The sequence below is a fragment of the Colwellia sp. genome (assembly GCF_013214175.1).
In the GTDB taxonomy this organism is placed as follows: domain Bacteria; phylum Pseudomonadota; class Gammaproteobacteria; order Enterobacterales; family Alteromonadaceae; genus Colwellia.
In genome coordinates this window covers 500,439-525,770 of record NZ_JABSPA010000003.1, presented here as the reverse complement: position 1 = coordinate 525,770, position 25,332 = coordinate 500,439, and the positions used below count along the sequence as shown (strand labels likewise).

Sequence of the window (25,332 nt, the reverse complement as noted above, 5' to 3'; positions counted from 1 at the left end):
TGAGGTAGCGCTAGAACGTAGGCCAACGGTATGTTTGTTATAAATATGTTTTATGAAGGTCGCAGCAATTAAACCCTTGAGGCTAACCCTTCGCTAATTTACTTGGATAATTTACTTAGCTAAAAGGTTAGTAACGGTTTTCAAGGTGCCTAGTATTTTGTCGGCATATTGAGGGTCTGTTGCGTAACCTGCTTTTTGTAAACCTTGCAGGAAGTGTTCCACATTGCCGGAGTCTTGCAATGCATCTTGGTAGCGTTCGCTAGTTGAAAGGAAGTTTATGTAATCATTAACACTGTCTGTTAGGGATTGATACATTCTAAAGGGCTCTGATTTTTTGACCATAGCGCCTTGCTCAAACTCTAAGGTTTCTTTGGTCACTTTATCGCCAGACCAGCGAGAGTCGGCTTTTATATTAAAGAGGTTATTTGAGCTAGTACCATCTTGGCCTTTAATTATCTTTTGTCCCCAACCGGTTTCAAGTGCCGCTTGAGCAATAACCACTTCAAAAGGCACACCTAAGGTTTGTTGAACTTTTTGGGCTGGTGCAATTAAAGCACTGACAAAATCTTTTGGTTCTTTAAAGCTTTGTTCTGCTACAGGTGCTGAATTATTGACGCTTTGAGTTTGCTTAACACTTGTGTCTCGGCTCGTCTCTTTACTAGCCTCTTTAAGAGAAAATGGCGTTGCACTACTGGCTTGACTGATAATATTACTCGTTTGAAAGTGGCCAGCAAACGGAATATCGATATCAGGCTTAATCTGACTGTTATCCGCCAGCATTTTTTCTACTAATGAATTATGTTGGCGGTCTTTTTTACTGGCACTGGCTTTATCATCACGAGGGTTAGCCGTGTTATTTACCGGTAAATTACCATCATTTCGCAATACAGAGCTAGGTTTGAAACCACCACTATCACCGCCCAATTGTCTAACAATTAAATCAGTTAAACCAAGGGAGCCATTAGAAGAAAGCTCAACCGCCATTTGTTGATCATGCATGTCGCGATAAAATTTACTTGATTCAGAATTAAAAGGGCTGTCTGACTCAAGTACATCTTGTGCTTTACGCATACTTGAAAGTAGCATTCTCATAAAGATGGCTTCAAATTGTTGCGCCGCTTCCTTTAACGCCTCTTTTTTAGCTTCACCATCGGTAGATCGCGATTGTTCACGAATAGCATTCAAGCCAGTGAGTTCAAGGGCATTACGCGCTTGATCAAAGTTATGATTTTGGCTTAAATTGATATCCATAATGCTACTTACCTAAAAATAAATTAATTATTGTTTATTAAAAAGTTAACTTTGTCTTTTGTTGCTCTTTTATTCTTTCTTTAGCAAGATCAACATTTACTTATTTACTTATTTACTTATTTAGCTATTAACGGTTTAGCTTTAAGTTGTATGGGTCAATTTAAAGAAAATAGCACGGAGTTGACGTTAGTCAATGAGTACTTTTGACGCCTAAATCGATTCATACAACGACAACCTGAGCAGTTAATTTAGATGATTATTAATTCGCCGCGTATAGCACCCGCTTGGTCTAGGGCTTCTAAAATAGCCATAACATCGCCAGGACCAGCACCAACCTCATTGATAGCTCGAACCAAGGTTTCTAAGGTCACCCCTGGTTTGAAGACAAACATACGGGCATCAGAGTTGCTAACATTGATTGCTGATTGATTAGTAACCACGGTTTCGCCTTCGGCAAAAGCATTTGGCTGTGAGACATCTTGCACTTCATTGATGGTGACAGTAATACCACCATGGGTAATGGCTGCGGCCAGTAGTTTCACTTCAGAGCCAATAACAATTGTGCCGGTACGTGAATTAACAATAATTCTTGCCGCAGGAGATGCTGGTTCAAACTCAAGGTTTTCCAGTACAGATAAAAAACTCACTCGGTCGCTAATATCGCGAGGCGCTCTAACGCGCACCGAGGTAGCATCAAGGGCTTTGGCAGAGCCGGAAATTAAATTATTAATGGTGTCAGACAAACGCTTCGCAGTGGTAAAGTCAGAGTGACGTAAATTAAAGGTTATATGATCTCCAGATGAAAAAGGTGATTTAACCTCTCGCTCAACAATAGCTCCGTTAGCGATACGACCTACCGTTGGAATATTAACGAGCACTTGCGAGCCATCTAAACCTTGTGCGCCTAGACCACTAACGATTAGAGAACCTTGGGCTACCGCATAAGCATTACCATCTATACCCATTAAAATAGTTTGTAATAAGGTACCACCACGTAGGCTATTCGCACTACCCATACTAGAAACAGTAACATCTATAGTTTGCCCAGTTTTTGTAAAGGCTCTTAATTCAGCATGTACCGCTACAGCAGCAACATTTTTGATTTTTGGCTTTAGTTTTTCTGGCATAGTAATACCAAAGTTACTTAACATCGTTTTAAAACTTTGCTCGGTAAACGGGCTTTGCTCACCGGTGCCAGGTAAACCAACCACTAAACCATAACCCACTAGTTGGTTTGAACGAACCCCAGCAACATCGGCTAAATCTTTAATACGCTGAGCACTTACTGACAAGGATGCCAATAATGCCAGGAGGATAAATGTGTTTATTACTACTTTCATTAGACTTATACCTTAGATTGAAACCTTAAACTAAACCCTTAAAAAACACTTTGAACGAAAACTTTAGGCTGAAACTTTGGGTTGAAATTTTAAGTTAACGCCAAGCCTATTTTTATCTGTGAAGAAACTAAAATGGCCACCAAGAGCTGTTGAAAAACTTAACCATCCAACCTTGCTCATTGGTATCAGCAAAGCTACCGGTACCTGCATATTGAATGCGCGCATTGGCGACCTTAGTTGATAAAATAGTATTGTTAGAATTAATATCTTTAGAGCGAATAACACCCGTTAAGCGAATATATTCATCGCCATTATTTAGCGTTAACCACTTTTCACCACGAATCATTAAATTCCCGTTAGGTAACACTCTCAGTACATGCACTGAAATATTGCCAGTTAAGCTGTTACCTTGATCAGCTTTTGAGTCACCTTTAAAGCTTGAATCTTGACTGATACCGAATTGAAGTGATTCACCACCAATAGTGACGGGAAAACCACCTAGACCGGTAACGGCATCTAAGCTACTGTCATTTTCTTTTTTCAGCTCAGTTTTAGCATTTTTCTTGGCTTGTGTTCTTTCACTTAAAATAACTGAAATAATATCGCCAACACGGTGCGCTTTAGAGTCTGAATAAATATTATTAACGTAATTGGGTTTAAATAATGATCCCGTCGGTACAATACGTTCTTCTTCTTCTTCTGGCATTATTGGCGCAAAGTCAGGGTCGTTTGGCAGTGCTTTACTTAATTCGACGGTATTACTACAAGCTGTAGTAACTGCAATTAATAAGCTAACGGAAAGTAACTTAACCATGGATGTATAGCCTTTACTTAAGGTAACTTTTCTTAAAATGGTTTTACTTTTCATCACTGCCTCCTGTTTGTTTACTAGGTTAATCTGAACTAAATAAAACTGAGCTATATAAATCTTAACTATATAAACTGAACAATATAAAATAAGAATTTGTACTAAAGCTGTTGATTGATATAACTCAGCATCTGATCAACGGCGGAAATCACTTTGGAATTCATTTCATAGATACGCTGACTCTCAATTAAGTTAACCAGCTCTTCCGTGGTATTTACATTGGAAGTTTCAAGTGCGCCTTGGACTAACATACCGTAACCTTCAAGACCAGGAACACCTTCTTGCGGCGCGCCACTAACCGCAGTTTCTATATATAAATTCTGCCCGACTGGCTGAAGGCCGGTAGGGTTAACAAAGTTGATTAAGTTAATTTGACCTACCACGGCAGGCTCCGCCTGTCCTTGCAGTGTCACTGAAACTTCACCATCTTGAGAGACAATAATGCTTAAGGCATCTTCAGGAATAGTTACTTGCGGCTGAATTAGGTAACCCGCGCCAGGAGTAACCATATTACCTTCGTCATCCATGGTAAATTGACCATTACGACTATAAGCAGAGCTACCGTCAGGCATCAATATTTCAAAGAAACCCTCACCTTGAATCATCAAATCAAGCGCGTTATCTGTGGTAATCATGTCACCTTGTGTATGAATTTTTTGCGTGGCAACTACTTTGGTACCCGCACCTAACATCAAACCTGACGGCGCTTCCGTATCTTGTGCCGTGCGGCCACCTGGTTGATTAATGTTTTGGTAAAGTAAATCTTCAAAAACTGCCCTGCTTTTTTTAAAGCCTATGGTGCTAGCATTCGCTAAGTTGTTAGAAATTACCGCAATATCTTTATTTTGCGCATCTAAGCCGGTTTTACTTATCCATAATGCTGGGTTCATACATCACCTCTGATTGAGTGGTAACTGTTTTTGAAAAACAGGTAAACATTTACTGAAAGATTGCTATTACTTATTACTAATAGTTATTGCCAATGCTTAGAAAGCACGTAATAACGAAGCAGCACTGGCATCAATTTCTTCTGCGGTCTTCATCATTTTCAATTGCATTTCAAACTGTCGCTGTAATGCAATCATCTCGGTCATTTCATTAATTGGGTTAACATTACTTGATTCTAATGCACCGCCGAGAACATTAACGTTAACATCGGCAAGTAATTGCCCACCATCTTTGGCGCGAAAAAGACCATCATTGCCTTTTTCGACTAAACGAGTATCTGGGTTCACCAATTTGATACGGCCTACTTCTTCTTGCACACTACTCGGTGCACCTTCTGGCTGAACCATGATGGTGCCGTCACGAGAAATTTGAATGTTATTTACCGGTAGCGGCAAGGTAATAGGGCCATCTTCACCTATAACGAGTTCGCCATCATTAGTTTCTAATGCGCCAGTTTCTGTTAAACGAAAATGACCACCACGGGTATAAGCTTCTTGACCGTCTTCAGCTTGTACGGCAAAAAAGCCATCGCCTTCAATGGCAACATCTAATGAACGACCGGTATGAAGGACTGAGCCTGAGTCAAAATTTTGGCTAGCACGTTCTGTCATTGAAAAAACACGGGAAGGTAGCCCTTCGCCATATACCTGCATACTGCGCGCTTGTGCTAAATCGGCTTTAAAGCCAGTAGTTTTAGCATTCGCCAAGTTGTTGGCATTTATTGATAAGGCTTGCATGTTTTGTTTAGCGCCACTCATGGCGATATAAAGCAACTTATCCATAATGATTTTCCAAAAATAAAAGATTATATCTTGTAAATGCAAGGAGGGTGCCAGCTATCAAAAAAGCATTTATTGAGCGGAAAAAATAAAGTGGTGTATCTAGTGGTAGATATTGTGGTGAAATATCTAAGGAGGTTTATAAAATAAAAAAGCTGCTAGTGGCGTCTAGAAAAATGCCTGCTAACAGCTTTATCATTAACTTACTGGTATGTGCTCTTTGCCAATAACGTTAACGGTTATGAAAACTATCTAATTTGTAAGATAGTTTGGTTTAACTGGTTATCAACTTCCAAGGCGCGCGAGTTAGCTTGGAAATTTCGCTGGGCAGAAATCAAATCAATTAATTCGGTGGTTAAATTAACATTGGATTGCTCTAATGCCGAGGAGTTAATGGTACCAAAAGTACCTGCACCCGCTTCACCGGCTAACGCTTCACCGGAAACAATACTCTCTTTCCATGAAGTATTCCCTACTTGCGTGAGTCCTTGATTATTGGCAAAGCTAACTAAGGCAATACGCGCTAAAGGTTGCTCGGTACCATTACTGTAAGTTGCACGTACCAGACCATCAGTACCAATATTAATACCGGTTAAACGGCCTACCGCTAAACCATCTTGCTTTAATGAGGTTACTTCAAAATTAGAGGCAAACTGGGTTGGTTCATTCGCGTTTGGTCCTGTGCCATCTAAATTAAAATCGACAATGATCTGCTGAGTAGGATCAGCGCCATTGCTTAATATCGCCGCGTTCAATTGTGCGGTTTGAATAGTAACGGGAAGTTGACCAATGAAATCACCACTTGGATTAAAGGTTAATTGTGCGCCGTTAATACCCGCACCATTATTAACGGGTCCGGTAGGAATATCGACCAATATATTATCTACGGCAGCGTACATGTCCCACTGGTTTGGCGCTGACTTTATAAAGTAATAAGTCATTACATGGCTATCGCCTAACGAATCAAAAATGGTTACCGAGGTCGAGTTGTTATAGGTTAGTGGGTCAGTATGGTCAAAGGCAAAGGCGGGTATAGCATCACCCGCAGGTAAATTCATCTTAACATCCACCTCACTTGTTTTTGTTGGTGCGCCAGAAGCTGTCGGTATTTGTATTGGCGCTGAGGTACTTAGCGCTACCGATGAAGAAGAGCCATCAGCATTGACTGGAAAACCCAATAAATAACCACCGGATGAATTAACGACAAAATTACTGTCGTTTAATTTAAATTGACCGGCACGGGTGTAAGAAGTCTCTAAACTGTCAATTTCAGGTACAGTGGCAAAAAAACCATTACCGGTAATAGCTAAATCAAGGGAGTTATTGGTAAATTGAATACTGCCTTGGGAAAACTGCTGAGCAACATCTGCCGTTAAAACACCATCACCTACTTTAGTTTTACCTGAAGCCAGTAAAGATGCCGCATATACATCAACAAACTCTGCTCGAGACTCTTTAAAGCCAACAGTGTTAACATTGGCAATATTGTTTGATGTAACATCTAAGTCTTTTTGTGCGGCGTTTAGCCCGCTTAATGCAATATTAAATGACATAGTTTAATCCTCTTAAAAATTCGTTCGGCAACAACAAAGTAATCTAATTATAATGTTGTAAACCCACTTAAATGCTTCACGGTTACAAACCGCTTAATGCACCCATAAAGTTAAATGACATAATCTAACTCTCTTAAAAATTCGTTCGGCGACAACAAAACTAATATAATGCTAATGTTGTAAATCCACTTAAATGCTTCACGGTTACAAACCGCTTAATGCACCAATAAAGTTAAATGACATAATCTAACTTTCTTAAAAATTCGCTACTTTGCTTAATACCTGCCTAGCTAAATTCTTGTTCATGCTCGGCCAGGTATAGCCTATATTTTCTACTTAATTAAAACGCTAAAATTCATTTAAATTTAACTGTCACCATCGGCTATTTCTACCACATCGGCTAATGCCATAGAACTTCCGCCGTTAAGGTTAAGTATGATACTGCCGCCAGCACCGGCTAAAGTGACGCTATCTACTTTACGGAATGTCATCGCCTCTATTTCAGCGGCTTGCCCTTCGACCAAACCAACAATACGGAAACGATAAGCGCCTTCCGGAGCTGGTTCGCCCTTATCTGTTTGACCATCCCAAGTAAAGGTAATACCACCGGCGGCAACACTCCCTACTGGCACAGTTTGAATAATTTCACCGGCAATATTTTCAACATAAATATTAACGTTACTGGCTGCAGTGTCTGTAACCAGCTTGCCTTTTACCATTTCACCTTCTTCCATGCCAAAGACATTGTCTTCGACCAAAACACTTCGTCCAACAAGCGATGAAGCTTGCAGTGCTTGGCTAGAAGTCATGGAGCCGGCAAAACTGTCAAAAGAATCATTCAGTCTTGACACACCATCAGTGGTGGAAAAGGCAGTCATCTGCGAGATCATTTCATTGTTATCAACCGGCTTAGTTGGATCTTGATTCGCTAATTCTTGAGTTAACAGTGCAAAAAAGTCAGCCTGGGTAAGCATGCCTTTATCTTGCTCTGCTTCTTTATATTCTTCTTTTTGCCAACGAATTCCATCTAAAGGATTGGTATTAGTAACGGATGTCATTATCTACTCCTACGTTTTGCAATAGACTAAATATAATATTAAAATGGCTCATTATCTTTGCCCTAACTGTAATGTTTTATTGAGCATGTTTTTGGCTGACTCAGCTAGCTGGACGTTAGTTTGATATGAACGGGATGCTGATATCACTGTATTCGTAGCATCATTCATTTCTTCACCAACGAGGGTAATTACTGTTTTATAAGCCATCATTATCTTTGCCCTAACTGTAATGTTTTATTGAGCATATTTTTGGCTGACTCTGCTAACTGTACATTAGTTTGATATGAACGGGATGCAGAGATCATATTAGTCATCTCTTCAATAACATTAACGTTTGGTTTATAGATATAGCCATCTTTATCTGCCATTGGGTGATGAGGTGCATATTCAACATTTAGCGGCTTATCACTTTCAACAATTCCTAAAACACTAACCCCGACGCCACTGCCATCATGTCTCCCTTGCCCTGCGGCAGCTTCTTGCATGGCTGCGGCAAAAACAGGATGTCTAGCGCGGTAAGTTTTATCGGCACTACTACTAACGCTATCAGCATTAGCTATATTACTCGCGGTTGTATTCAAGCGGACTGATTGTGCGCTCATACCGCTTGCCGTAATATCAAATACGTTGAAAAGACTCATAATTATTGACCTCCGCTAATTACTTTCTTCATGGCTTTTATCTTGCCATTAAGAAATTGAACACTTGCCTGATACTCTAATGAGTTTTTTAGATACAAGTTTCGTTCCACTTGTACATCTACAGTATTACCATCACCGGTATCAGGTTGATCGGGTATACGATAATTAACAGAATTATTTAGTTCAGTACGTACATCAAAGTGTTTTTCATTGGTACGCGACATGCCCATTTGTTGCTTATTTGCGGCTTGTGCCATTGCTTGTTTGAAATCTAACCCTTTAGCTTTGTATCCAGGCGTATCGGCATTGGCAATATTACTGGCAATAACTTCGGCACGTTGAGAGCGAATAAGCATGCCCTGCGAGTGTAATTGAAAGCTTTGATCAAATCCTATAGCCATAATAGCCTCACGATTATTTACGTTATAGCTAAATGATATTCAATATTTATGCCAAAGGATTAAACTAGGTAGTTGTAAAAGAAAGAGAGTGACTATTAAGAATGGTTGCTAACAGCTATTTTAAATAGCTGTTAGCAAAATGAGGTTGGATTATTTTTTCTGATAAACGATGCCAGGGTTACAACGTAACATAGTAAAATCTTGGTTTATTCCGGATAAAGACTCCGAGGCCCCTAAAAATAAATAGCCCTCGGGATTTAATGCGCCATGAATTTGACTGATTATTTGTGACTTAATTTCCGGTGAGAAATAAATCAACACATTACGACAAAAGACAATATCAAAACGCCCCATCAAGCTATAACTATTCAGCAGATTAAGCGGCCTAAAACTGACCATTTTCTTAACTTGATCTTTAATCTTCAACATGCCGTTATCACCGGCTTCAAAGAAGCGCCTCTTACGTTCTTCCGATAGGCCACGAGCAATAGCTAAGCTATCATAGTGACCGTATTTACAGTGCTCTAACATTGTTGTTGAAATATCGGTACCAATAACCTGTACACCACGAGGGAATGATCCTGGATTTTTTTGTTGGTACTCCAATACAGACATAGCAATAGAGTATGGTTCTTGACCAGAAGAACTTGCGGCCGACCAAATTTTAACTGGGGTTTTCCTATTAGCAAAATCTGGCAATAATTTACTTTGCAGTAACTTATACGGGTAATCATCTCGAAACCATAAGGTTTCATTGGTAGTCATGGCATCAATGACTGCGGCACGTAATTGCCGCTCTATCGGAGAAAGTGTCCGAGTAACTAATTCACCTAGGGAACTAACATCAAACTTTGCCATTAACGGGGCTAAGCGGCTCTTAACTAAATATTGCTTATTTCCACCGAGCACAATGCCACATTGCTGCTCTAAAAAGGTTCTGAATTGGTTGTAACTTTTTTCATCAAGTTCTCTTGCTGACACAATAGCTTCCTGTTTATTTCGAAGTATTCATCTAAATCCACCAAAATTGGGGGGAGCCATAAACTCACGTCTAATGGCGTTGAAGTAGTATTGAAGCGTTAGTCTTCTATTTTTAACCATTTTTTTACAGCAGTAGCTAATTCATCTGGGTGAAACTTGGCAATAAAATCATCTGCCCCCACTTTTTCAACCATGGCATTATTAAATACCCCACTTAACGAGGTATGTAAAATAATGGGCATCTTGGCCATGCGATCATTACCTTTAACTTCTGCCGTTAAGGTATAACCATCCATTTCTGGCATTTCAATGTCAGAAATCATCAAGGCAACTTTTTCAGTAATACTATGTTCACACGTCGCCTCAATCGCTAATAACTGTTCTAGAGCATCACGACCATTTTTAGCTAAAACCATATTAATACCTAATGGCTCAAGTGCTCTTCTAACTTGGTTTCGTGCAACCGTTGAGTCATCAGCAATCATCACCAGCTTATCGCCTAGACTTTCACCAACGCTAGCATCAATTATATCTTCACTTACCTCTGTTGAAACAGGACTAATTTCATTTAAAATTTTCTCAACATCTAAAATTGACACCATTTGGTCATCTATTTCAGTGACAGCGGTTAGGTAACTCGATTTACCGGCCCCCTCTGGAGGAGGCATGACATCTGTCCAACTTAAGGTCACTATTCGCTCTACACCGGCAACAAGAAAGCCCTGCACGCTTCGATTATATTCAGCAATGATAATAAAGCTATCTGCTGTTTGTTCGATTGCCCTGCCCCCGGTTGATTTACTTAAATCAATGACAGAAATAGTCTGGCCACGAATATGAGCAACGCCTTTAATATAAGAGTCTTGTCCAGGTAATATAGTTAATCTCGGGCATGGCATCACTTCACGCACTTTAAATACATTAATGCCAAAGAGTTGCCTACCGACAAGTTTGAAGAGTAGCAATTCTAATCTGTTCTCGCCTACAAGTTGTGTGCGCTGATTTACCGAATCGAGTATGCCTGCCATATAAACCTCATGTAACACCGTACCCATTTATAATGTTTAAACAAATAAACACTTAAGGCACAATTCTTGAATTGTATTTAAAATATAGAGTTGATAATCACACTAAGCGCCTGATAGTTGACGCTTGATTTAACCTCATTTCATACTGCTAACTTAGGTTAAGCATAGACGATTATTTGCATTTACTTAAAGATAGATAACAAAATATATGCGACTTACCAAACATTTTTTATTTTTTTTATTCTTATTGCTTATTAAGCAGCCAATTGTTGCTGCAACCGAACTAGACAGTGCATTTATTGAACGTTTTGCACATACCTATTTAATAGAAGAATTCCCTTCAACAAACGAAGAAAAGGTTCTTATCTCTGTTGCTCACTTAGATCCCAGAATAGTAATAAAGTCATGCAAAATTCCCTTAACAGCAAATATATCTGATAAAAAAAGTACTAGAAATGTAAATATTAAAATTAGTTGTGATGAATCAATACCATGGAAAATATATTTATCGGCCAAAGTTGAAATAACTAAAGCTGTTTTAATTGCAAAAAGTACGATTAACCAAGGAGACCGGCTTGACGAAAGCAATGTCGAGCTAGCTTATATAGCCATCAACAGAATCCGCGGTGAAAAAATAACCGATACTGCCATTGTTTTTGGCGCTAAGGCGAAAAGGCGTATTACTAAGGGTAAAACCATTAGTAAAAGAAGTATCTGCTTAATTTGTAAAGGCGATGTGGTTACGATTACGGTCTCATCAAAAGTCTTCACTATTAAAACTCAAGGCATAGCATTAAGCTCTGGTAATATTAATGAGCAAATTAGAGTAAAAAACACTCGTTCAAATAAAATTATTACCCCGCGTGTCAAAGCTATTAACCAAGTAGTAATTAATCTATAATCAAAAGATACACAACCTAGGTTAACAAATAATTATACGGTTAACTTATGTGTGATGTTATTTATATTTTAATGTGTTTTTAGCTAAAGTTATTCTGCTGATGGCCGATAAAAAGGTAATAGAACTCATTTAAAATATCATTTCATTGCTATAGGATGAAATTATGGCTATAAATATCAATAACTTGAATGCAAACAATCAAGTTCAACAGACTCAGCAACAGCAAGTAAAGCAGCAATCAGCGCAAACGTCATCAAGTAATGCACAAGTAAAAAGTGCAGGACAAGACTCAGTGTCGATTACTCCGCAAGCAAAACAGCTGAATGAATTACAGAAGAAAGCCGCAGATGCGCCAGTGATTAATCAAAAGAAAATTGATGAATTAAAAAAGGCTATCAGCGCTGGTGATTATAAAATAGATCCTGAAAAATTAGCGGCTAGTATTGCTAGCTTTGAATTTAAGCTAATTTAACGATAGACTGTTAGGCATATTATTTATAGCAAAAACAAAGGTAAGCCTATGTTACAAGGGTCGAATCACCAAGAATTAACCTCCAATGAATTGTTGACGCTACAACACCAGCAATTAACGGCACTGGCTCAAGTAATTGCGAATGAAAAGAACATTTTACAGCAGCACGATCCCCAAGCGCTACTCACCGTCAGCCAAGAAAAGAACACCCTGTTATTAGCCATTCAGCAACTAGACCAAAACATATCTCTACATCAGGGCTTCGCGCAAGATAAGGCCGCAGGTAAATTAGTAGCCCAACTAGCAGAAATCACCGAGTTGTTAAAACATTGCCAACAGCAGAATTTAGTCAATGGCCAAATCATCCAACACTCTCAACTCGCCGTAGAGCGCATGAAAACCAGTCTATTAGAGAGCCACAATAAGAATGCTATTACTTATGACAATAAAGGCAAAAAAAGTGCTGGTCTGTCAAGTTTAGGACTCAAAGCTTAGCTATATTGAAACATCGAAAATTGAAACAGCAAAAAAAGGCGTTAATCATTAAGATTAACGCCTTTTTTGTTTTATTATTGCTAGTAGGTTAGGTCGTTTGTAGCAATTAGAAGTGAGTTATATCTGTGATTTCTTTTCTATTTTGGTTTGCTTGATAAATATTATAGACATCTTCAAAATCGAGAAGTAATTCAGTGGTATAAACATCGCCAACAGGATAGCTCTTCACTACTTTAGCACCGCGTATAATGCCTTGAACTGAAGCCATTAACTGCTGATCCTCTATTAATAAGTCAGCCATAATGACCTTACCAGAAACTTGCTGACCATAAACTTGCTCTGCCAACTCGGCGTAGGCGGCAATTTTTGACGCCTTGATGGCCATTAGCATCCGCTGCGTTTCATGTGTTGATTTTTGCAGACTAATAGGAGCAAAACCTGTCGCATATAGCACAGGGAAAGTCTCAGGTTTTACGGTTTGCCACTGCACATGTTTGTCGTAAACAAGGGAGCAGGCACTCGTTAAAAAGAGTGCACTGCTAATAAGAATGACACGAGTTAATGATTTACTCATATATACACCTTTGGAGTTAGCCGCTAATAAAACTGTCTTATTTATTAACATACTTACTTAATATACTTACTTAACATTTTGAATTAACTTCTAATTTTGTATAATCACAGCACGTTCGTCGTTACGCAACATAGCATTGTCTCGAATAATCATGCCATCTCTCATTTTCACGTTCTCACTGTGACTCATCTCATCACCTAAGACCCAAGCAGGAATAAATGATTGTGCGGTAGCGACAACAACTTTAGATTGAATACCAATCATACGGGCATTAACTAAAATGCCATTTTCTTGTTCAACCATAGTGCCCGAAACAACATAGTCAATAATTTGACGCTCTGGCAATTCTTGCCAATCTCGACTAAAGACATAGTCACCCTCTTTTGTTACTCGGATATGACCTGTGGTTTTAAAATCGATGACAACTAAACCATGACGTTGAAGCTCATGAATAAAACTTTCAGCTAGCTGATTACCTAGCCAATTAGTTGATTCAAGGTCTTTTAAATCAACAAAAGAGGCTACCGCAATGGGCGTTTTTGCGTTAACAAAACTACTACTGCTTAGCATTTGATACGCTAAACCTTTAACCACATCATTAATGGCATGACGAGGTAGTTCAAAGCTATCAATCTGCCCTTTTTCTTTATGGGTTAATTGATAAAAGCCATCATTGTTTGTTGTCTCACATGAGAGTAAGACTGGTAAAAGAAATGGTATTAGCCATTTTTTCATGGTATTCCCCTTCAAAACTAAGTACTACAATTATAGCAACTAGTCATATTTTATTAATTTTCATAATCAGAATAATGCACATTCTAAGCCAATAATTATTGACTAGCTAAATTAACCAGCATCCAAAAGGCATGAAATATGCATAATCCAAATAAGTTCATAAAAAAGGCTATTGCCGACACTCTAGTAAAAAGGGTTCAAGCTAAATAAGGAAGATGACAACAACTATGTACAAGCTCATCAAACAATTAACACTCATCAGTTTGCTATGCAGTTTTTCTGCCAGCAGTCAGTGGTATGAGACGCAAGGCCATGCACGAACCAATGATATAAGTTTAGAGCTTGCTCGCACTAAAGCGATGGAAAATGCCCTTAAAAAAGCTTTGCTCGTTTCTGGTGCCAGTGTTTCAAGCGTTCAACAAGTAGTGAACGGTTTACTAACCCAAGATCACATTAGCATCCGGGCAAGTGGCAGTGTCAATTCTATTGAATTAGTTGATGAAATACACAGCGACAACCTTATTACTGTGACAATTCGTGCGGATATATTCCCTCAAGATAAAAAGTGTTTTGCTGTCAATTTTAAAAAGTCACTACTGCTTACTCGTAGCCATTTATTACATAGAGAGCAAGCTAATGTAGGTAAGATTTACCTCATTGATAAAGCGGTTATGCAGCAACTGGGTCAACAACTAAATCAGCACAGTGCCTTTACTAAAACCAGTAGCATACTCAATAACAAAACTGAATTTTCTCGTTTAAATAACAGCTTAGCCAGTGATAAAATCGCTCAATTAACACAATCGTTAAGTGAAAGCACCGATAGTCAATATGTTATGTTTAGTGAAATCACCAATACCTCTTTTGACCAACAAGCCACTAATAGCTGGTTGTTTTGGCAACAAGGTATTTACCCCAGAAACTTTGCCATGAATTTCTATCTATATAACGGCCTAAATGGTGAATTAGTTTGGCAAGATTCTTATCAAAATACCGCGCCATGGACATTTTCCAAGCGCCATAAAGTTGATGTCTATGGCAATGCCTTTTGGCAAAGTGAATATGGCCTGATGGTTAATAATATTATCGAGAAGGTTGTTAAAGATATTGATGAGAATATTATGTGTGAACCAAGCCGAGGTAAAATCATTCAAGTCGAAGGTAACCAAGTCACCATTAACTTAGGCAGAGATCACGGTTTAAAAATAGGTGATGAATTTAGCTTGTTACACCTTACTCATTTTACCAATAACTCAGGAAAGTCATACGCGGGGTTTAACTTAAGCCCTTATAAAGTTATGGTCACTAAACTCACTAGGCAAACGGCAACAGCAGCAACACCAGATGGTCGCCTATTTGGTAACATTCAAGTAGATGATTTAGCGGTGCGCTATGAAAACTAACCACTTAGAGTAGCTAACTAATAATTACTAACTTATAAATATTAATTGTTCAAGAATAACGGCTAAGATAGACATAGCTTTGCTTGTTCAGCTTTATAGGAAGTAAGCACGACTTATGACATAAAAACGCCTACTAACTTAGTAGGCGTTTTTGTATTAGATAATTATGAGCTAACTATCAGCTAAGTTTTAAATAAATGCTACGGCAGCAGATATTGCAGCAACTTGTGCTTTAATACAGTTTTCATCATCAACCAGAGGGCTATCAGGATAAACCTCTGTGGTGGTAACATATGGCGCATCCGTTAAGCCCATACATAAACCTAAATCTCTCGCGGCATAATTTATAACACCAAGCTGCTCAAGCTCAACACCTATCAATTTACCATCACTATCTGCTGGGGCAATGTGAGTCACCTCTGCTACAGCTTGGTTAATAGCACGTTGAAAATCAGCTTCAGGCTTTGTTGAGTCGGCAACCAAGTAAAAACCATCCGGTATATTCCAACTTTTTTGCTCAATAGCATCACGGGCAGAAAGTGCTGGTCTAAACTCGCTATTATCCGTGTCAGTGGTTTCATGTAAATCAATATGCATAGCAATATCGACATCAAGTTCTAGGATATATGACATCAGCGCTGCCGATTCTTGCGCCGGACTATTTGGGTAAAATGAGCGGTTTGGATCAATCGCATTATTATTCCAGCGATTAATGGTTTCATAGCCCCAAGGACTAACACAAGGCGCTACTATGATATTAAACTGTTCACTAAAGTCTTTGGCTTTGGTTTCTAAAAAACGAATAGCTCCTTGCACACCACTGGTTTCATAGCCATGTACGCCACCCGTAACTAGCACTGTTTTATTATTGGTTTGCCAATTTTTACTTTGCATGACATATAAAGGGTAGCGGCTTTCATCAACAGTTAAGCTGCCGTATTGAATCATATCAAATGAAGCAGTTAACAATTCAAGCTTTGCTAACACTTCATCTTGATAAGAGCGTTTAATGTTTTGCTTAGCAAGCCATAAACCTTTTTCATTATCCGCCCATGGTTGGCCTTGCTGACCAATGGAATAAACTGAATCACTCATAATTTAACCTTCTTGTTTATAATTAATCACTGCTACTTTAAAACTTATTAACCCGCATAAAAATGCCCGAATATTCGGGCATTTTCATTTAAAAACTAGCAACTAAGTTTGTAGTTACACAGCAGACAGTTTACTTAGAGTCAGCACGACCCATAAACTTGCGCTCTTCGGTATTAATTTTAATTTTGTCACCGGTAGAAATATGTTCCGGTACTTGTACCGTTAATCCGGTAGAAAGGGTAGCGGGTTTGGTACGCGCACTCGCTGAAGCACCTTTGATTGAAGGATCAGTTTCTGTGATCACTAACTCAACACTAGCAGGAAGATCAATGGCCACTGGTGAATCATCAACTATGATGACAGATATGCCTTGAGTTTCTTCATTAATAAAAAGAATCTCATCGGCAATGGATTCTTTATCCAAGTTATACGGGGTGTAATCTTCATTATCCATAAAGACATATTGGTCACCATCAATATAAGAGAACATTGATGGGCGACGGCTTAAATCGGCAAAATTTAACATATCATCTGCTTTAAAGGTTTCGTCTACCTTAGCGCCAGTAACCACATCGTATAAGCGCATTCTATACAAACTTCCGCCTGCTCTACCTTGCGGTACTGAACGGGTAATATCTCTAACAATTAACACTTTACCGTTGTGCTCTATCGCAGCATTTTTCTTTATATCACTTGCCTTTGGCATAAGACGAATTCCTCTGAATTAATTGTAAATAATCTTGTCTGATACCAATCCGTATAAGATAGTGCTCGCTTAGCGATAATTTAAAGGCTTAGAGGCAAGGCATTGATTGAAGAGAATGGTTATTCCCTTGTCAAAATCTATAACGCCGCTTATAAGCCTTTAAAAATCGCCCTTTGGGAACGTATGAGCACCATGATAACGACAAAAAAATTGTTTGATATAGAATAACTATATCTAAACACATTTTATTTGTTCTAATGTCGCTCATATCATTCTAAGTGGTCACTTCTTTATGCGGAATGGTATTAAACACAATGCAGGGAAAATAGCATGAACACATAGATATGCAAATAACTTATCGAGTGAATGATGATTTTTTTCTTTAATAACGCAATAAAATATAAAACTCATGAAAACTTTCACAGCCGAGTTCATTCAAACACAAAAAAGGCAAATATATTAACTATATTTGCCTTTTCAAGCTATTGAGTTTTGTGACTCTTACTCATTCACTTCATTGCTAACAAACAGCACTAATCAAGTGAAAAAATGCTAGAAAGTCTACTCGTAAGAACGCTCAAGCCAAGCGATTTGTAACTTTAAATCTTCAATTTCATGGTTTGCGTCGGCTAATTGTTCCAACGTTGATTTTTGTTCATTATTACCGTTATCTACACTAGCATCAGTATTTTTAGACATATTACGTATTTCCTCATGGGCCATAATAGCCTCCAAAAAATTGTTACCACACATGTATTATTACACAAGACCATTCATAAGTAAGTTTAAATGAAAAAGATTAATAAAGTAGTACCATTATCTTTAGTAAAATAAATTGTACATTTTAGTAGCAACCCTCAATAAAAACAGTAGAAAATCATTCATCATAATTGCAAGTTTATCGCGAAGTAGGTTCTGTTTTATTGGTCCTTAGCGGTTTTATAAAAAACTGTCATCTTTCATTTCAAACTCAATTATAACGCCAACCTAATCGTATCCTGCAAATATATTTAGCCGCACTATACTCAATAGTGTTGAAAGAATAGGAGTTTGCTATGAATAAAGCGCTCGCTAGCAACAAAAACACTTATTGCTCAATCTATTTTTTATTGTCCATTTCATTACTAACATACCTGCCAGTACAGGCTGGACAATTGAGTATTCAGTTCGAAAATGATGGCTTATTTACCAGTGATGGTAATTATACCAATGGCTTTGCTTTAGCTTGGGAAAGTCAACCATTGCTAAATTATCAACCACAATACAAATCAAGTATGCCATTATTATTTCAATGGCAGCACAGCATGCGTTTCCCGGTAAATAAAAATCACAGTGCCTGGGGAGTCAAAGTATCCCAGCGTATGTGGACACCAAATGATATTGGCATAACCGGCTCACAAAACAATGACAGGCCTTATGTGGGTTTAGTCGAGTTAGAAAGCCATACCGCAGATTATGGTCGCTCTTTTTCACAAAAAAACTGGCTAGCCCTAGGGGTTATTGGCCCTAAAGCAAGGGCGGAAAGAGTACAAACAAAAGTACATCAAGTGACAGGTTCAACCATACCGCAAGGTTGGCAGTATCAAGTAGAGGAACAAGTAACAGCCCAGTTTGCTTATGAAGTAGACTCCCTATTCTACAGAAACCAAAAGCATCGAGGTGAATATTTTACCAACAGCCAATGGGAAGTCAGTGGCTTTAGTCATGTTGCTTTGGGTAATCTAACTACTCAAGCGTCTGTCGGTTTGTTATTTCGCTGGGGAACAATGCTGCCTAACTCTTTCGGTCGTCTCAGTAGCCACTTTGGCCATATAGGAAACTTAACAGAAGCGCTTCACGGCAGTCACTTAACCACCTATGTAAGGCTTGGCCTTGGTTATCGCTTTAATGATTTATCAATCGAAGGTAGCTTACCCTATGATTCATTGGTTGAGCTCCAACATAAACAAGCGAAAGCGAGTATAGGTTTCAGCTGGGCACTGGAGGATTTTTCTCTTAGTTGGAGTCTTAATAGCTATACTCGCGCTTACCGCAGTGATATTAAGCCGTGGCATAGCTACGGCTCTCTAACCCTAAGCTGTACCTTGTAATCTATTCCTCTTGCAGGGCTGAGCGTTTGACAATCTCAGTATCAAAACCATCAATACTTTGTTTATTTTTATTAATCCAATACTTTTCAATGCCAGATTTACCTTGCCAGTTTCTGCTGCAGTGCTAACAAAATAGATATTTTGCTGTGCAATAAATTCTATATGCTTAGTGCTCAATTCAGAAAATTGTTGTCCCATGAGATTTTATCATTCCTTAATATCAAAATTCAGTTAATTAATACCAATTCCCGTATGGTTATATTTACAAAATACTCATAAATATTAATGCGAAACAATTATTTTATACTGATTTAACTTTAAGGGTTGTTTAAGCTATAGCCTTACTAACTTATAAAAGTTAACTGCACAAAACTACTAGGATAAAATATGTACGATCCTCTTCTTGATGAATCAATTGGCGCTAATGCGCCCTACCCTAGTAGTTATTGGGCAGATGTCGCAGGGACTGCACCTGAGGATGATGGCCAGCTAAATAAAGATATCAATGTCGATGTTGCCATTATAGGGGCCGGTTATACCGGCTTGTCAACGGCGCTGCACTTAGCCCGTGAGTACGGTATCAAAGCGACTGTATTAGAAGCCAATAGAACGGCTTGGGGAGCAAGTGGCCGTAATGCCGGATTTATATTAAAATCATCCGGACGAAAGTCTTACGCCAGCATGCAATCCCAATGGGGAGAAGAAGTCATGCGCGGTATTTATAAAGAGATGTGCGCAGGTGTTGATACCGTAAAAAGCTTGATTAGCGAAGGCATTAATTGTGACCCGCAAGACAGTGGCTATATTCGAGTCGCTCACAAGCCAAGTATGCTAAAAGGCTTGATAGCAACTGCCGCCTTGCAAAAAAAGATGTTTGGCTATGACGTGCAAATATTAACGCGTGAGCAGTTACATCAAGATTATATGGCCGATAACAATGCCTATGGCGCAATACGTTATCAAGATGGTTTTGGTATTAATCCATTAAAACTTGCTTGGGGTTATCAAAACCTTGCCAGAAAAGCGGGGGTCAGCATACATTGTGACTCACCAGTAGGGCTGTGGCGACAAGAATCATCACACCATGCTGGCCAACAAAGTCAAAACAGGCAAGTATTACATACGCCAAACGGCATAGTGAAAGCTAAAAAAGTAGTTATTGCCACCAATGGTTATTCAGCCAAAAACTTTCACCCATTAATCCAGAATAAAAGTCTGCCTGTACTCTCACAAATAATTGTCACTGAGCCATTAACAGCAGAGCAATTAACGGCTTGTAATTTTTTAACCAGTAATGTCATTATGGATACACGCGCTTTGAAGTATTATTATCGAAAACTTCCCGATAATCGTATTTTATTTGGCGGCCGCGGGGCAATAACTGGCAAGAATGCCGCTGACCCTTACTATGCAAACCGTTTACTCACAGTATTGAAAACTAATTTTCCTGCCCTAGCATCAGTAAAATACGATTATGCTTGGTCTGGCTGGTTATGTATGTCGTTAGATGACATGCCGCATATTTATCAAAATGAGCAACAAAACATATTTTATGCCATGGGTTATTGTGGCAGTGGTGTGTCTTTTTCGGTACAAGCAGGTAAGCGTTTAGCTGACAAGGTTGCCGGTATTGCAGTGCCTAACCTACCCATTTACCAAACGCCATTAACAACATTCCCTTTCGCGCCGTTAAGACGTGTTGGTCAATGGGGTTACTTTCAATATGGTAAAGTTAAAGATCGCTGGTTTTAGCAATCACTTCGATGAAGCTATAACCTGACGAGAAAATTTTCTTGTTAGCTTATATAGGATAACAAGCTTCATTTAAGTTCTAATTCATGCCCTAATTTAAGCCTCAATATATGCCTTTCGTTAAGCATTAGCTGCAAGTTTAACTAAAGACTTAACTGAAGGATTTCAACCTTGCCTGTACGACAAATATCCCCCCTAATATTAACACTTGTCTCACTGATTTAATTGTATACAATATACCTACAGGTATATAGCAGATCACTTTTAGTAAGCCTAAGTAATCAGTAAAATATAACTCATACCCGTTTCATTAAGGTTTTGATCTTGTTGTGCATAGGAAAAACAAATCAGGGCAAGGCGCTCGATTAAGCAATAGCTGGCTATTGGGATTGAGAGCAACGCTGACATGGAGTATTTTAACCCGCACAAGTGAGCAATAATTTAATGAAATGGCATTACATAAAGTAAATAGTTTAAAGGAAATATAATATGTCCATTGGTATTGGTGGCTCTACAGCCGAATTAGAATTAAGTAAATTAACCGATATGACAACTGATATCACGCCTATTTTATTAGGTGAATATCAACAGCGTATTACAAAAGCACAACAGCTAATGCGTGCACAAAACATTAGCGCTTTATATATCAATGCGGGCACTAATTTAACCTATTTTACCGGTACAGCTTGGTATGCCTCTGAACGCTTAGTTGGCGCAATATTACCGGCGGAAGGTGAGTTAGTTTATATAGCTCCCTGGTTCGAAGTAAGCACACTGTCTGGTTTTATGCAGATTGAAGCTGAGGTTGCTAGCTGGCACGAACATGAATCACCTTATGACTTAGTTATTAATACCTTGAAAAAGATGAGTATTACTCAAGGCACCTTTGCCATTGATGAATCTACCGCCTTTTTCGCCGTTGACGGTATGATTAATGCTGCCAAAGCACAAAACCTGTCGTTAGACTTCACCAGTAGCAAGGGTATTACCGCCGGTTGTAGAATGATCAAATCAGCCAGTGAAATCGCTTTATTACAGCGTGCTAAAGACATGACTATGGTTGTACATCGCGCCGTAGCCAAAATATTAACAGTGGGTATCAGCACTGCTGAGGTAACTGCTTTTATCAATCAAGCCCATATCAAATTGGGAGCAGCAAAAGGCTCCTCTTTTTGTATCGTATTATTTGGTCAAGATACCGCCTACCCACATGGGGTAAAAGTGCCAAAGACCCTAGATACAAACGATATGGTGTTAATCGATACGGGTTGTTTAGTGCAAGGATATAACTCAGATATAACCCGTAGCTATGTCTTTGGTGAAGCCAGTGAAAAACAACGCGCAGTATGGTTACATGAAAAAACTGCGCAAGAGCAAGGTTTTGCAGCGGCCAAGATTTCTTTACCTTGTGAGTCGGTAGATATTGCGGCGCGCGGCTACCTTGAAACTCAAGGTTATGGTCCAGATTATCAAGTACCAGGGTTACCACACCGTACTGGTCATGGCGTAGGTTTAGACATTCATGAGTGGCCTTATTTAGTGAGAGGCGATAAAACGCCATTAGCTGCTGGCATGTGTTTTTCTAACGAACCTATGTTGTGCCTATATGGCGAATTTGGTGTGCGTTTAGAAGATCATTTCTACATGACAGAGTCTGGACCAAAATGGTTTAGTGAGCCTGCTCACACTATTGACAATCCTTTTGGCTATGAGGAATAGCTAAGCTGAATCGCTCTTTTGAAGTTAGCTCTTTTGAAATTAGCTCTCAAGAGAGCGATGCAGACAATGCCAAAATAGTAATTATAATAAGCAAATAAAGCTTTCAATGAGTGATAATAAGAACAAGACAAAACCATTAATAACTGCTTTGAGCTATACCTTTGCTTTGGCTGCTTACTTCATTGCTGATGGGGTTATGGCAAGTCAGGCGCTAATCACAGCGACCAAATGAATTTCAGATAATTTATCACTTGCCAGTATTGAGCAAGTACTGACACAAGTTCAATGTGCACCAATAAGTAATTAGCAGTGAACTATTTTTCACTATTCAATGGTTAAAAGCTAAGGCTCACTTCTACCAAAAGACGACATTAGGGATTTAGGTGGTGAAGCGGATTTGAGTTGGTTTTTCTATCGATAACGTATAAGCAAGTAAGTGAGTGCGTGTAACGCATCCACTTACTTGCTTGTTATGTGCTACGGCTTAAACAGCAACAACTTTATTTGCACATGGGCCTTTCTGTCCTTGACCGACTTCATATTCAACTGCTTGGCCATCAGCCAATGTTGCATAATCACCGCCAGACTGAATTTCTGAATGATGAACAAACAAATCTTTACTTCCGTCTTCTGGAGTAATAAATCCGAAACCTTTATCTGCATTAAACCACTTAACTATACCTTTACTCATAACATTCTCTTTATTTTTGGTGAAAATATAATTCTGATTTGCTATCACCATTACAAAATCAGATTTTGAATGTAATTATGCCACCTTAAGCTGCAAATTGTATTGCTGATTAACGATGTTTACCTTGTTTACCTTGTTTATTTTTCATATTAGCCACCTTTTGCGCAATAACAAGTAACTCAGGTGAACAATTCTTCACCATAAAGAAAGACACGTCTAACGCATCATGAGATGAGGTGATATTTGTAGTCTTGCTGAAAACCTTTAATTGGCTAATTTATGCCTGTCCTTATCTTTTTTTTGTTCTTGTTCTATTTGTTTTTTTAACCTTTTTCTTGACTTGTATAGGTGCTTTTGAAAACTCTTTATGGAAAGGCTGTTCAATCACAACCGGAATGACTTGCCCTATGCTATTTTCAATATTCGTTAATTGCCTTATATCATTTTCTACAGCAAATGAAATGGCCATGCCACTTTTCCCAGCACGAGCAGTTCGCCCTATACGATGTATGTAGTTTCTTGGATCTTCAGGAAGGTTATAGTTAATAACTAACGTAATATTATCAACATCAATACCACGAGCAGCAACATCAGTTGCAACTAATACTCTTAAATTAGAATCTTTAAAGTTTTGTAACGCTTCTTCCCTAACTGCTTGTGTCTTACCACTGTGGAGGCTAGCGGCTGTTATTGATGCTTTTTCTAGTGCTTTAACAATGATGTCAGCGCCATACTTTGTTTTACAAAAGATGAGCACTTTTTCATATTCAGGTTTTTCCAGAATATTAAATAGCAAAAATATTTTATTCGATTTATCAAGATGGTATACACTTTGATTAACCAAATCGATAGTAACCGTTTCAGCCGTAATTTGAATTTTTGTTGGATCCGTTAATATGGCTTCTGCAAGTATTTCTATTTCAGCAGGCATAGTCGCTGAAAACAATAGTGTTTGTCGGTTTTTTGGCAATTTAGATATGATGTTTTGAACATCGTTAAAGAACCCCATATCAAGCATGGTGTCGGCTTCATCTAATACAAATACTTCTAACGCCGCAAAATTTATATCGCCCGTTTCAATTAAATCCAATAACCTGCCAGGGGTGGCCACTAAAATATCAAGTCCAAGTGCGATAGAGTCAACTTGAGCTTGTCTTCCGACACCACCATAAACAACCTTAGTTTTAAGCCCTAACCCCTCAGCGTAGTCATCAATGTTTTGCATTATTTGCGAGGCAAGCTCTCGAGTGGGCGTTAGTATGAGCGAACGTGTGCTCTTAGCTTTGATATCTATTTTATTTCGCCCAAAATTATTGATAATAGGCAATGAAAAGGCCGCAGTTTTTCCTGTTCCTGTTTGCGCTATACCAAGAAGGTCATTGCCATTAATAAGCGCTGGGATACATTCTTTTTGGATCGGTGTCGGCTGTTTATAGCCTTTAAGATTAACGCGGTCAATAATTGACTCTAAAAGTGAAAATTCTTTGAATTCTGACATGCTGCCTCGGTATTCTTTAATCAATACCTATTATTCTAACAGAATGCTTTGATATCTTTAAGATGTATTCAAAGTGACTGTTTCTGACGAATCCCCACAAAACACTTTATAAAAAAAAGTTCACAATAAAACAGTTCTGTAATCAAGTATTCTGACCCTTTATTTTCGCCTTGATTTTTCTTTTACCTGTGGTTATTTAAGGGGTTAGATAATTAAAAAATGGATGTATTGACAGTAAGCCTTGTATCACCCTATAAAAGAGCAAAACATGTAGATTGGATTACCTTCGGCCTTAGCTCAGCTTTCGTATTTAAGTGGCCGCTAGTGGGGATGATTTTGACTTGTAAGTAGCA

At 38.7% G+C, this 25,332-nt stretch carries 25 protein-coding genes and 1 pseudogene; 7 read left to right on the top strand and 19 right to left on the bottom strand.

The window, feature by feature from the left end; all coding sequences use genetic code 11:
- Positions 1-111: 111 nt before the first annotated feature.
- The 12 genes and pseudogenes from flgJ to HRT55_RS10645 form a co-directional block, all read right to left on the bottom strand.
- A complete protein-coding gene (gene flgJ / locus HRT55_RS10700; RefSeq protein WP_291621107.1) occupies positions 112-1,251 on the bottom strand; it encodes a flagellar assembly peptidoglycan hydrolase FlgJ in 1,140 nt (379 codons plus the stop codon).
- A gap of 248 nt (positions 1,252-1,499) precedes the next feature.
- Positions 1,500-2,591, bottom strand: coding sequence for a flagellar basal body P-ring protein FlgI (locus HRT55_RS10695; RefSeq protein WP_291621105.1), 1,092 nt, complete (start codon positions 2,589-2,591; stop codon positions 1,500-1,502).
- A gap of 127 nt (positions 2,592-2,718) precedes the next feature.
- A complete protein-coding gene (flgH, locus tag HRT55_RS10690) occupies positions 2,719-3,459 on the bottom strand; it encodes a flagellar basal body L-ring protein FlgH (protein ID WP_291621103.1) in 741 nt (246 codons plus the stop codon).
- A 101-nt stretch (positions 3,460-3,560) separates the two neighbouring features.
- The gene (gene flgG / locus HRT55_RS10685) at positions 3,561-4,349 is read right to left on the bottom strand and encodes a flagellar basal-body rod protein FlgG (protein WP_291614951.1); all 789 of its coding nucleotides are present in this window, start codon (positions 4,347-4,349) and stop codon (positions 3,561-3,563) included.
- 96 nt (positions 4,350-4,445) lie between these two features.
- The gene (gene flgF, locus HRT55_RS10680) at positions 4,446-5,189 is read right to left on the bottom strand and encodes a flagellar basal-body rod protein FlgF (protein ID WP_291621101.1); all 744 of its coding nucleotides are present in this window, start codon (positions 5,187-5,189) and stop codon (positions 4,446-4,448) included.
- A 245-nt stretch (positions 5,190-5,434) separates the two neighbouring features.
- Positions 5,435-6,739 (bottom strand): flagellar hook protein FlgE, encoded by a 1,305-nt coding sequence (flgE, locus tag HRT55_RS10675; RefSeq protein ID WP_291621099.1) that lies wholly within the window; start codon positions 6,737-6,739, stop codon positions 5,435-5,437.
- 365 nt (positions 6,740-7,104) lie between these two features.
- Positions 7,105-7,797: a flagellar hook assembly protein FlgD gene (locus tag HRT55_RS10670; RefSeq protein WP_291614957.1), complete on the bottom strand. Its 693-nt coding sequence runs from the start codon at positions 7,795-7,797 to the stop codon at positions 7,105-7,107.
- 51 nt (positions 7,798-7,848) lie between these two features.
- Positions 7,849-7,944: pseudogene (locus tag HRT55_RS10665) on the bottom strand (flagellar basal body rod protein FlgC); the annotation flags it as partial.
- Between the two features lie 62 nt (positions 7,945-8,006).
- A complete protein-coding gene (gene flgC, locus HRT55_RS10660; RefSeq protein ID WP_291621097.1) occupies positions 8,007-8,438 on the bottom strand; it encodes a flagellar basal body rod protein FlgC in 432 nt (143 codons plus the stop codon).
- A 2-nt stretch (positions 8,439-8,440) separates the two neighbouring features.
- Complete coding sequence (gene flgB / locus HRT55_RS10655; protein ID WP_291621095.1) at positions 8,441-8,839, bottom strand: flagellar basal body rod protein FlgB; 399 nt, start codon at positions 8,837-8,839, stop codon at positions 8,441-8,443.
- A 150-nt stretch (positions 8,840-8,989) separates the two neighbouring features.
- Positions 8,990-9,820 carry a protein-glutamate O-methyltransferase CheR gene (locus HRT55_RS10650; protein ID WP_291621093.1) on the bottom strand — a complete coding sequence of 277 codons (831 nt, stop codon included), beginning with the start codon at positions 9,818-9,820 and terminating at the stop codon, positions 8,990-8,992.
- A gap of 98 nt (positions 9,821-9,918) precedes the next feature.
- On the bottom strand, positions 9,919-10,848 hold the full coding sequence (locus HRT55_RS10645) for a chemotaxis protein (RefSeq protein ID WP_291621327.1): 930 nt from the start codon (positions 10,846-10,848) through the stop codon (positions 9,919-9,921).
- A 208-nt stretch (positions 10,849-11,056) separates the two neighbouring features.
- Here HRT55_RS10645 and flgA point away from each other — a divergent pair, with 208 nt between their 5' ends.
- The 3 genes from flgA to flgN all read left to right on the top strand — a co-directional run bounded on the left by flgA (position 11,057) and on the right by flgN (position 12,716).
- Complete coding sequence (gene flgA, locus HRT55_RS10640) at positions 11,057-11,749, top strand: flagellar basal body P-ring formation chaperone FlgA (RefSeq protein WP_291621091.1); 693 nt, start codon at positions 11,057-11,059, stop codon at positions 11,747-11,749.
- A 163-nt stretch (positions 11,750-11,912) separates the two neighbouring features.
- Complete coding sequence (flgM, locus tag HRT55_RS10635; RefSeq protein ID WP_291614967.1) at positions 11,913-12,221, top strand: flagellar biosynthesis anti-sigma factor FlgM; 309 nt, start codon at positions 11,913-11,915, stop codon at positions 12,219-12,221.
- Between the two features lie 48 nt (positions 12,222-12,269).
- On the top strand, positions 12,270-12,716 hold the full coding sequence (gene flgN / locus HRT55_RS10630) for a flagellar export chaperone FlgN (RefSeq protein ID WP_291621089.1): 447 nt from the start codon (positions 12,270-12,272) through the stop codon (positions 12,714-12,716).
- Positions 12,717-12,822: 106 nt separating this feature from the next.
- Here the strand turns inward: flgN and HRT55_RS10625 are convergent, their stop codons facing one another.
- Together HRT55_RS10625 and HRT55_RS10620 are read right to left on the bottom strand one after the other, a co-directional pair.
- Entirely contained in the window at positions 12,823-13,290 is a 468-nt protein-coding gene (locus HRT55_RS10625; protein WP_291621086.1) for a flagellar biosynthesis protein FlgP, read from the bottom strand.
- A 90-nt stretch (positions 13,291-13,380) separates the two neighbouring features.
- Positions 13,381-14,025 carry a FlgO family outer membrane protein gene (locus HRT55_RS10620; protein WP_291621085.1) on the bottom strand — a complete coding sequence of 215 codons (645 nt, stop codon included), beginning with the start codon at positions 14,023-14,025 and terminating at the stop codon, positions 13,381-13,383.
- A gap of 227 nt (positions 14,026-14,252) precedes the next feature.
- On the opposite strand from HRT55_RS10620, the gene HRT55_RS10615 reads away from it, so the two are divergent.
- The gene (locus tag HRT55_RS10615) at positions 14,253-15,428 is read left to right on the top strand and encodes a flagellar assembly protein T N-terminal domain-containing protein (protein ID WP_291621083.1); all 1,176 of its coding nucleotides are present in this window, start codon (positions 14,253-14,255) and stop codon (positions 15,426-15,428) included.
- 189 nt (positions 15,429-15,617) lie between these two features.
- Here the strand turns inward: HRT55_RS10615 and HRT55_RS10610 are convergent, their stop codons facing one another.
- The 3 genes from HRT55_RS10610 to HRT55_RS10600 all read right to left on the bottom strand — a co-directional run bounded on the left by HRT55_RS10610 (position 15,618) and on the right by HRT55_RS10600 (position 17,928).
- Entirely contained in the window at positions 15,618-16,523 is a 906-nt protein-coding gene (locus tag HRT55_RS10610; protein WP_291621081.1) for a M14 family metallocarboxypeptidase, read from the bottom strand.
- A gap of 130 nt (positions 16,524-16,653) precedes the next feature.
- A complete protein-coding gene (gene yeiP / locus HRT55_RS10605) occupies positions 16,654-17,229 on the bottom strand; it encodes an elongation factor P-like protein YeiP (protein WP_291621079.1) in 576 nt (191 codons plus the stop codon).
- Positions 17,230-17,790: 561 nt separating this feature from the next.
- On the bottom strand, positions 17,791-17,928 hold the full coding sequence (locus HRT55_RS10600; RefSeq protein WP_291614978.1) for a hypothetical protein: 138 nt from the start codon (positions 17,926-17,928) through the stop codon (positions 17,791-17,793).
- Positions 17,929-18,284: 356 nt separating this feature from the next.
- Between HRT55_RS10600 and HRT55_RS10595 the strand changes: the two genes are divergently transcribed.
- From HRT55_RS10595 to HRT55_RS10585, 3 genes are all read left to right on the top strand, one after another.
- Positions 18,285-19,319, top strand: a complete 1,035-nt coding sequence (locus HRT55_RS10595) for a lipid A deacylase LpxR family protein (RefSeq protein ID WP_291621077.1) — start codon at positions 18,285-18,287, stop codon at positions 19,317-19,319.
- 387 nt (positions 19,320-19,706) lie between these two features.
- Positions 19,707-21,071 (top strand): FAD-binding oxidoreductase, encoded by a 1,365-nt coding sequence (locus HRT55_RS10590; protein WP_291621075.1) that lies wholly within the window; start codon positions 19,707-19,709, stop codon positions 21,069-21,071.
- A 489-nt stretch (positions 21,072-21,560) separates the two neighbouring features.
- Positions 21,561-22,790 (top strand): Xaa-Pro peptidase family protein, encoded by a 1,230-nt coding sequence (locus tag HRT55_RS10585; protein ID WP_291621073.1) that lies wholly within the window; start codon positions 21,561-21,563, stop codon positions 22,788-22,790.
- A 484-nt stretch (positions 22,791-23,274) separates the two neighbouring features.
- Here the strand turns inward: HRT55_RS10585 and HRT55_RS10580 are convergent, their stop codons facing one another.
- Both HRT55_RS10580 and HRT55_RS10575 read right to left on the bottom strand, forming a co-directional pair.
- Positions 23,275-23,481, bottom strand: coding sequence for a cold-shock protein (locus HRT55_RS10580; protein WP_291616555.1), 207 nt, complete (start codon positions 23,479-23,481; stop codon positions 23,275-23,277).
- Between the two features lie 289 nt (positions 23,482-23,770).
- Positions 23,771-24,979, bottom strand: coding sequence for a DEAD/DEAH box helicase (locus tag HRT55_RS10575; protein WP_291621070.1), 1,209 nt, complete (start codon positions 24,977-24,979; stop codon positions 23,771-23,773).
- Positions 24,980-25,332 lie beyond the last annotated feature (353 nt).

Coding starts and splice junctions, on each gene's coding strand:
- HRT55_RS10625 (WP_291621086.1), bottom strand. CDS start 13,290: ATGAGTAAATCATTAACTCGTGTCATTCTTATTAGCAGTGCACTCTTT.
- HRT55_RS10580 (WP_291616555.1), bottom strand. CDS start 23,481: ATGAGTAAAGGTATAGTTAAGTGGTTTAATGCAGATAAAGGTTTCGGA.
- flgE (WP_291621099.1), bottom strand. CDS start 6,739: ATGTCATTTAATATTGCATTAAGCGGGCTAAACGCCGCACAAAAAGAC.
- flgN (WP_291621089.1), top strand. CDS start 12,270: ATGTTACAAGGGTCGAATCACCAAGAATTAACCTCCAATGAATTGTTG.
- HRT55_RS10575 (WP_291621070.1), bottom strand. CDS start 24,979: ATGTCAGAATTCAAAGAATTTTCACTTTTAGAGTCAATTATTGACCGC.
- HRT55_RS10645 (WP_291621327.1), bottom strand. CDS start 10,848: ATGGCAGGCATACTCGATTCGGTAAATCAGCGCACACAACTTGTAGGC.
- flgB (WP_291621095.1), bottom strand. CDS start 8,839: ATGGCTATAGGATTTGATCAAAGCTTTCAATTACACTCGCAGGGCATG.
- HRT55_RS10615 (WP_291621083.1), top strand. CDS start 14,253: ATGTACAAGCTCATCAAACAATTAACACTCATCAGTTTGCTATGCAGT.
- yeiP (WP_291621079.1), bottom strand. CDS start 17,229: ATGCCAAAGGCAAGTGATATAAAGAAAAATGCTGCGATAGAGCACAAC.
- HRT55_RS10585 (WP_291621073.1), top strand. CDS start 21,561: ATGTCCATTGGTATTGGTGGCTCTACAGCCGAATTAGAATTAAGTAAA.
- flgJ (WP_291621107.1), bottom strand. CDS start 1,251: ATGGATATCAATTTAAGCCAAAATCATAACTTTGATCAAGCGCGTAAT.
- flgH (WP_291621103.1), bottom strand. CDS start 3,459: ATGAAAAGTAAAACCATTTTAAGAAAAGTTACCTTAAGTAAAGGCTAT.
- HRT55_RS10610 (WP_291621081.1), bottom strand. CDS start 16,523: ATGAGTGATTCAGTTTATTCCATTGGTCAGCAAGGCCAACCATGGGCG.
- HRT55_RS10695 (WP_291621105.1), bottom strand. CDS start 2,591: ATGAAAGTAGTAATAAACACATTTATCCTCCTGGCATTATTGGCATCC.
- HRT55_RS10600 (WP_291614978.1), bottom strand. CDS start 17,928: ATGTCTAAAAATACTGATGCTAGTGTAGATAACGGTAATAATGAACAA.
- flgA (WP_291621091.1), top strand. CDS start 11,057: ATGCGACTTACCAAACATTTTTTATTTTTTTTATTCTTATTGCTTATT.
- flgC (WP_291621097.1), bottom strand. CDS start 8,438: ATGAGTCTTTTCAACGTATTTGATATTACGGCAAGCGGTATGAGCGCA.
- HRT55_RS10620 (WP_291621085.1), bottom strand. CDS start 14,025: ATGAAAAAATGGCTAATACCATTTCTTTTACCAGTCTTACTCTCATGT.
- HRT55_RS10595 (WP_291621077.1), top strand. CDS start 18,285: ATGAATAAAGCGCTCGCTAGCAACAAAAACACTTATTGCTCAATCTAT.
- flgM (WP_291614967.1), top strand. CDS start 11,913: ATGGCTATAAATATCAATAACTTGAATGCAAACAATCAAGTTCAACAG.
- HRT55_RS10590 (WP_291621075.1), top strand. CDS start 19,707: ATGTACGATCCTCTTCTTGATGAATCAATTGGCGCTAATGCGCCCTAC.
- flgF (WP_291621101.1), bottom strand. CDS start 5,189: ATGGATAAGTTGCTTTATATCGCCATGAGTGGCGCTAAACAAAACATG.
- HRT55_RS10670 (WP_291614957.1), bottom strand. CDS start 7,797: ATGACATCCGTTACTAATACCAATCCTTTAGATGGAATTCGTTGGCAA.
- flgG (WP_291614951.1), bottom strand. CDS start 4,349: ATGAACCCAGCATTATGGATAAGTAAAACCGGCTTAGATGCGCAAAAT.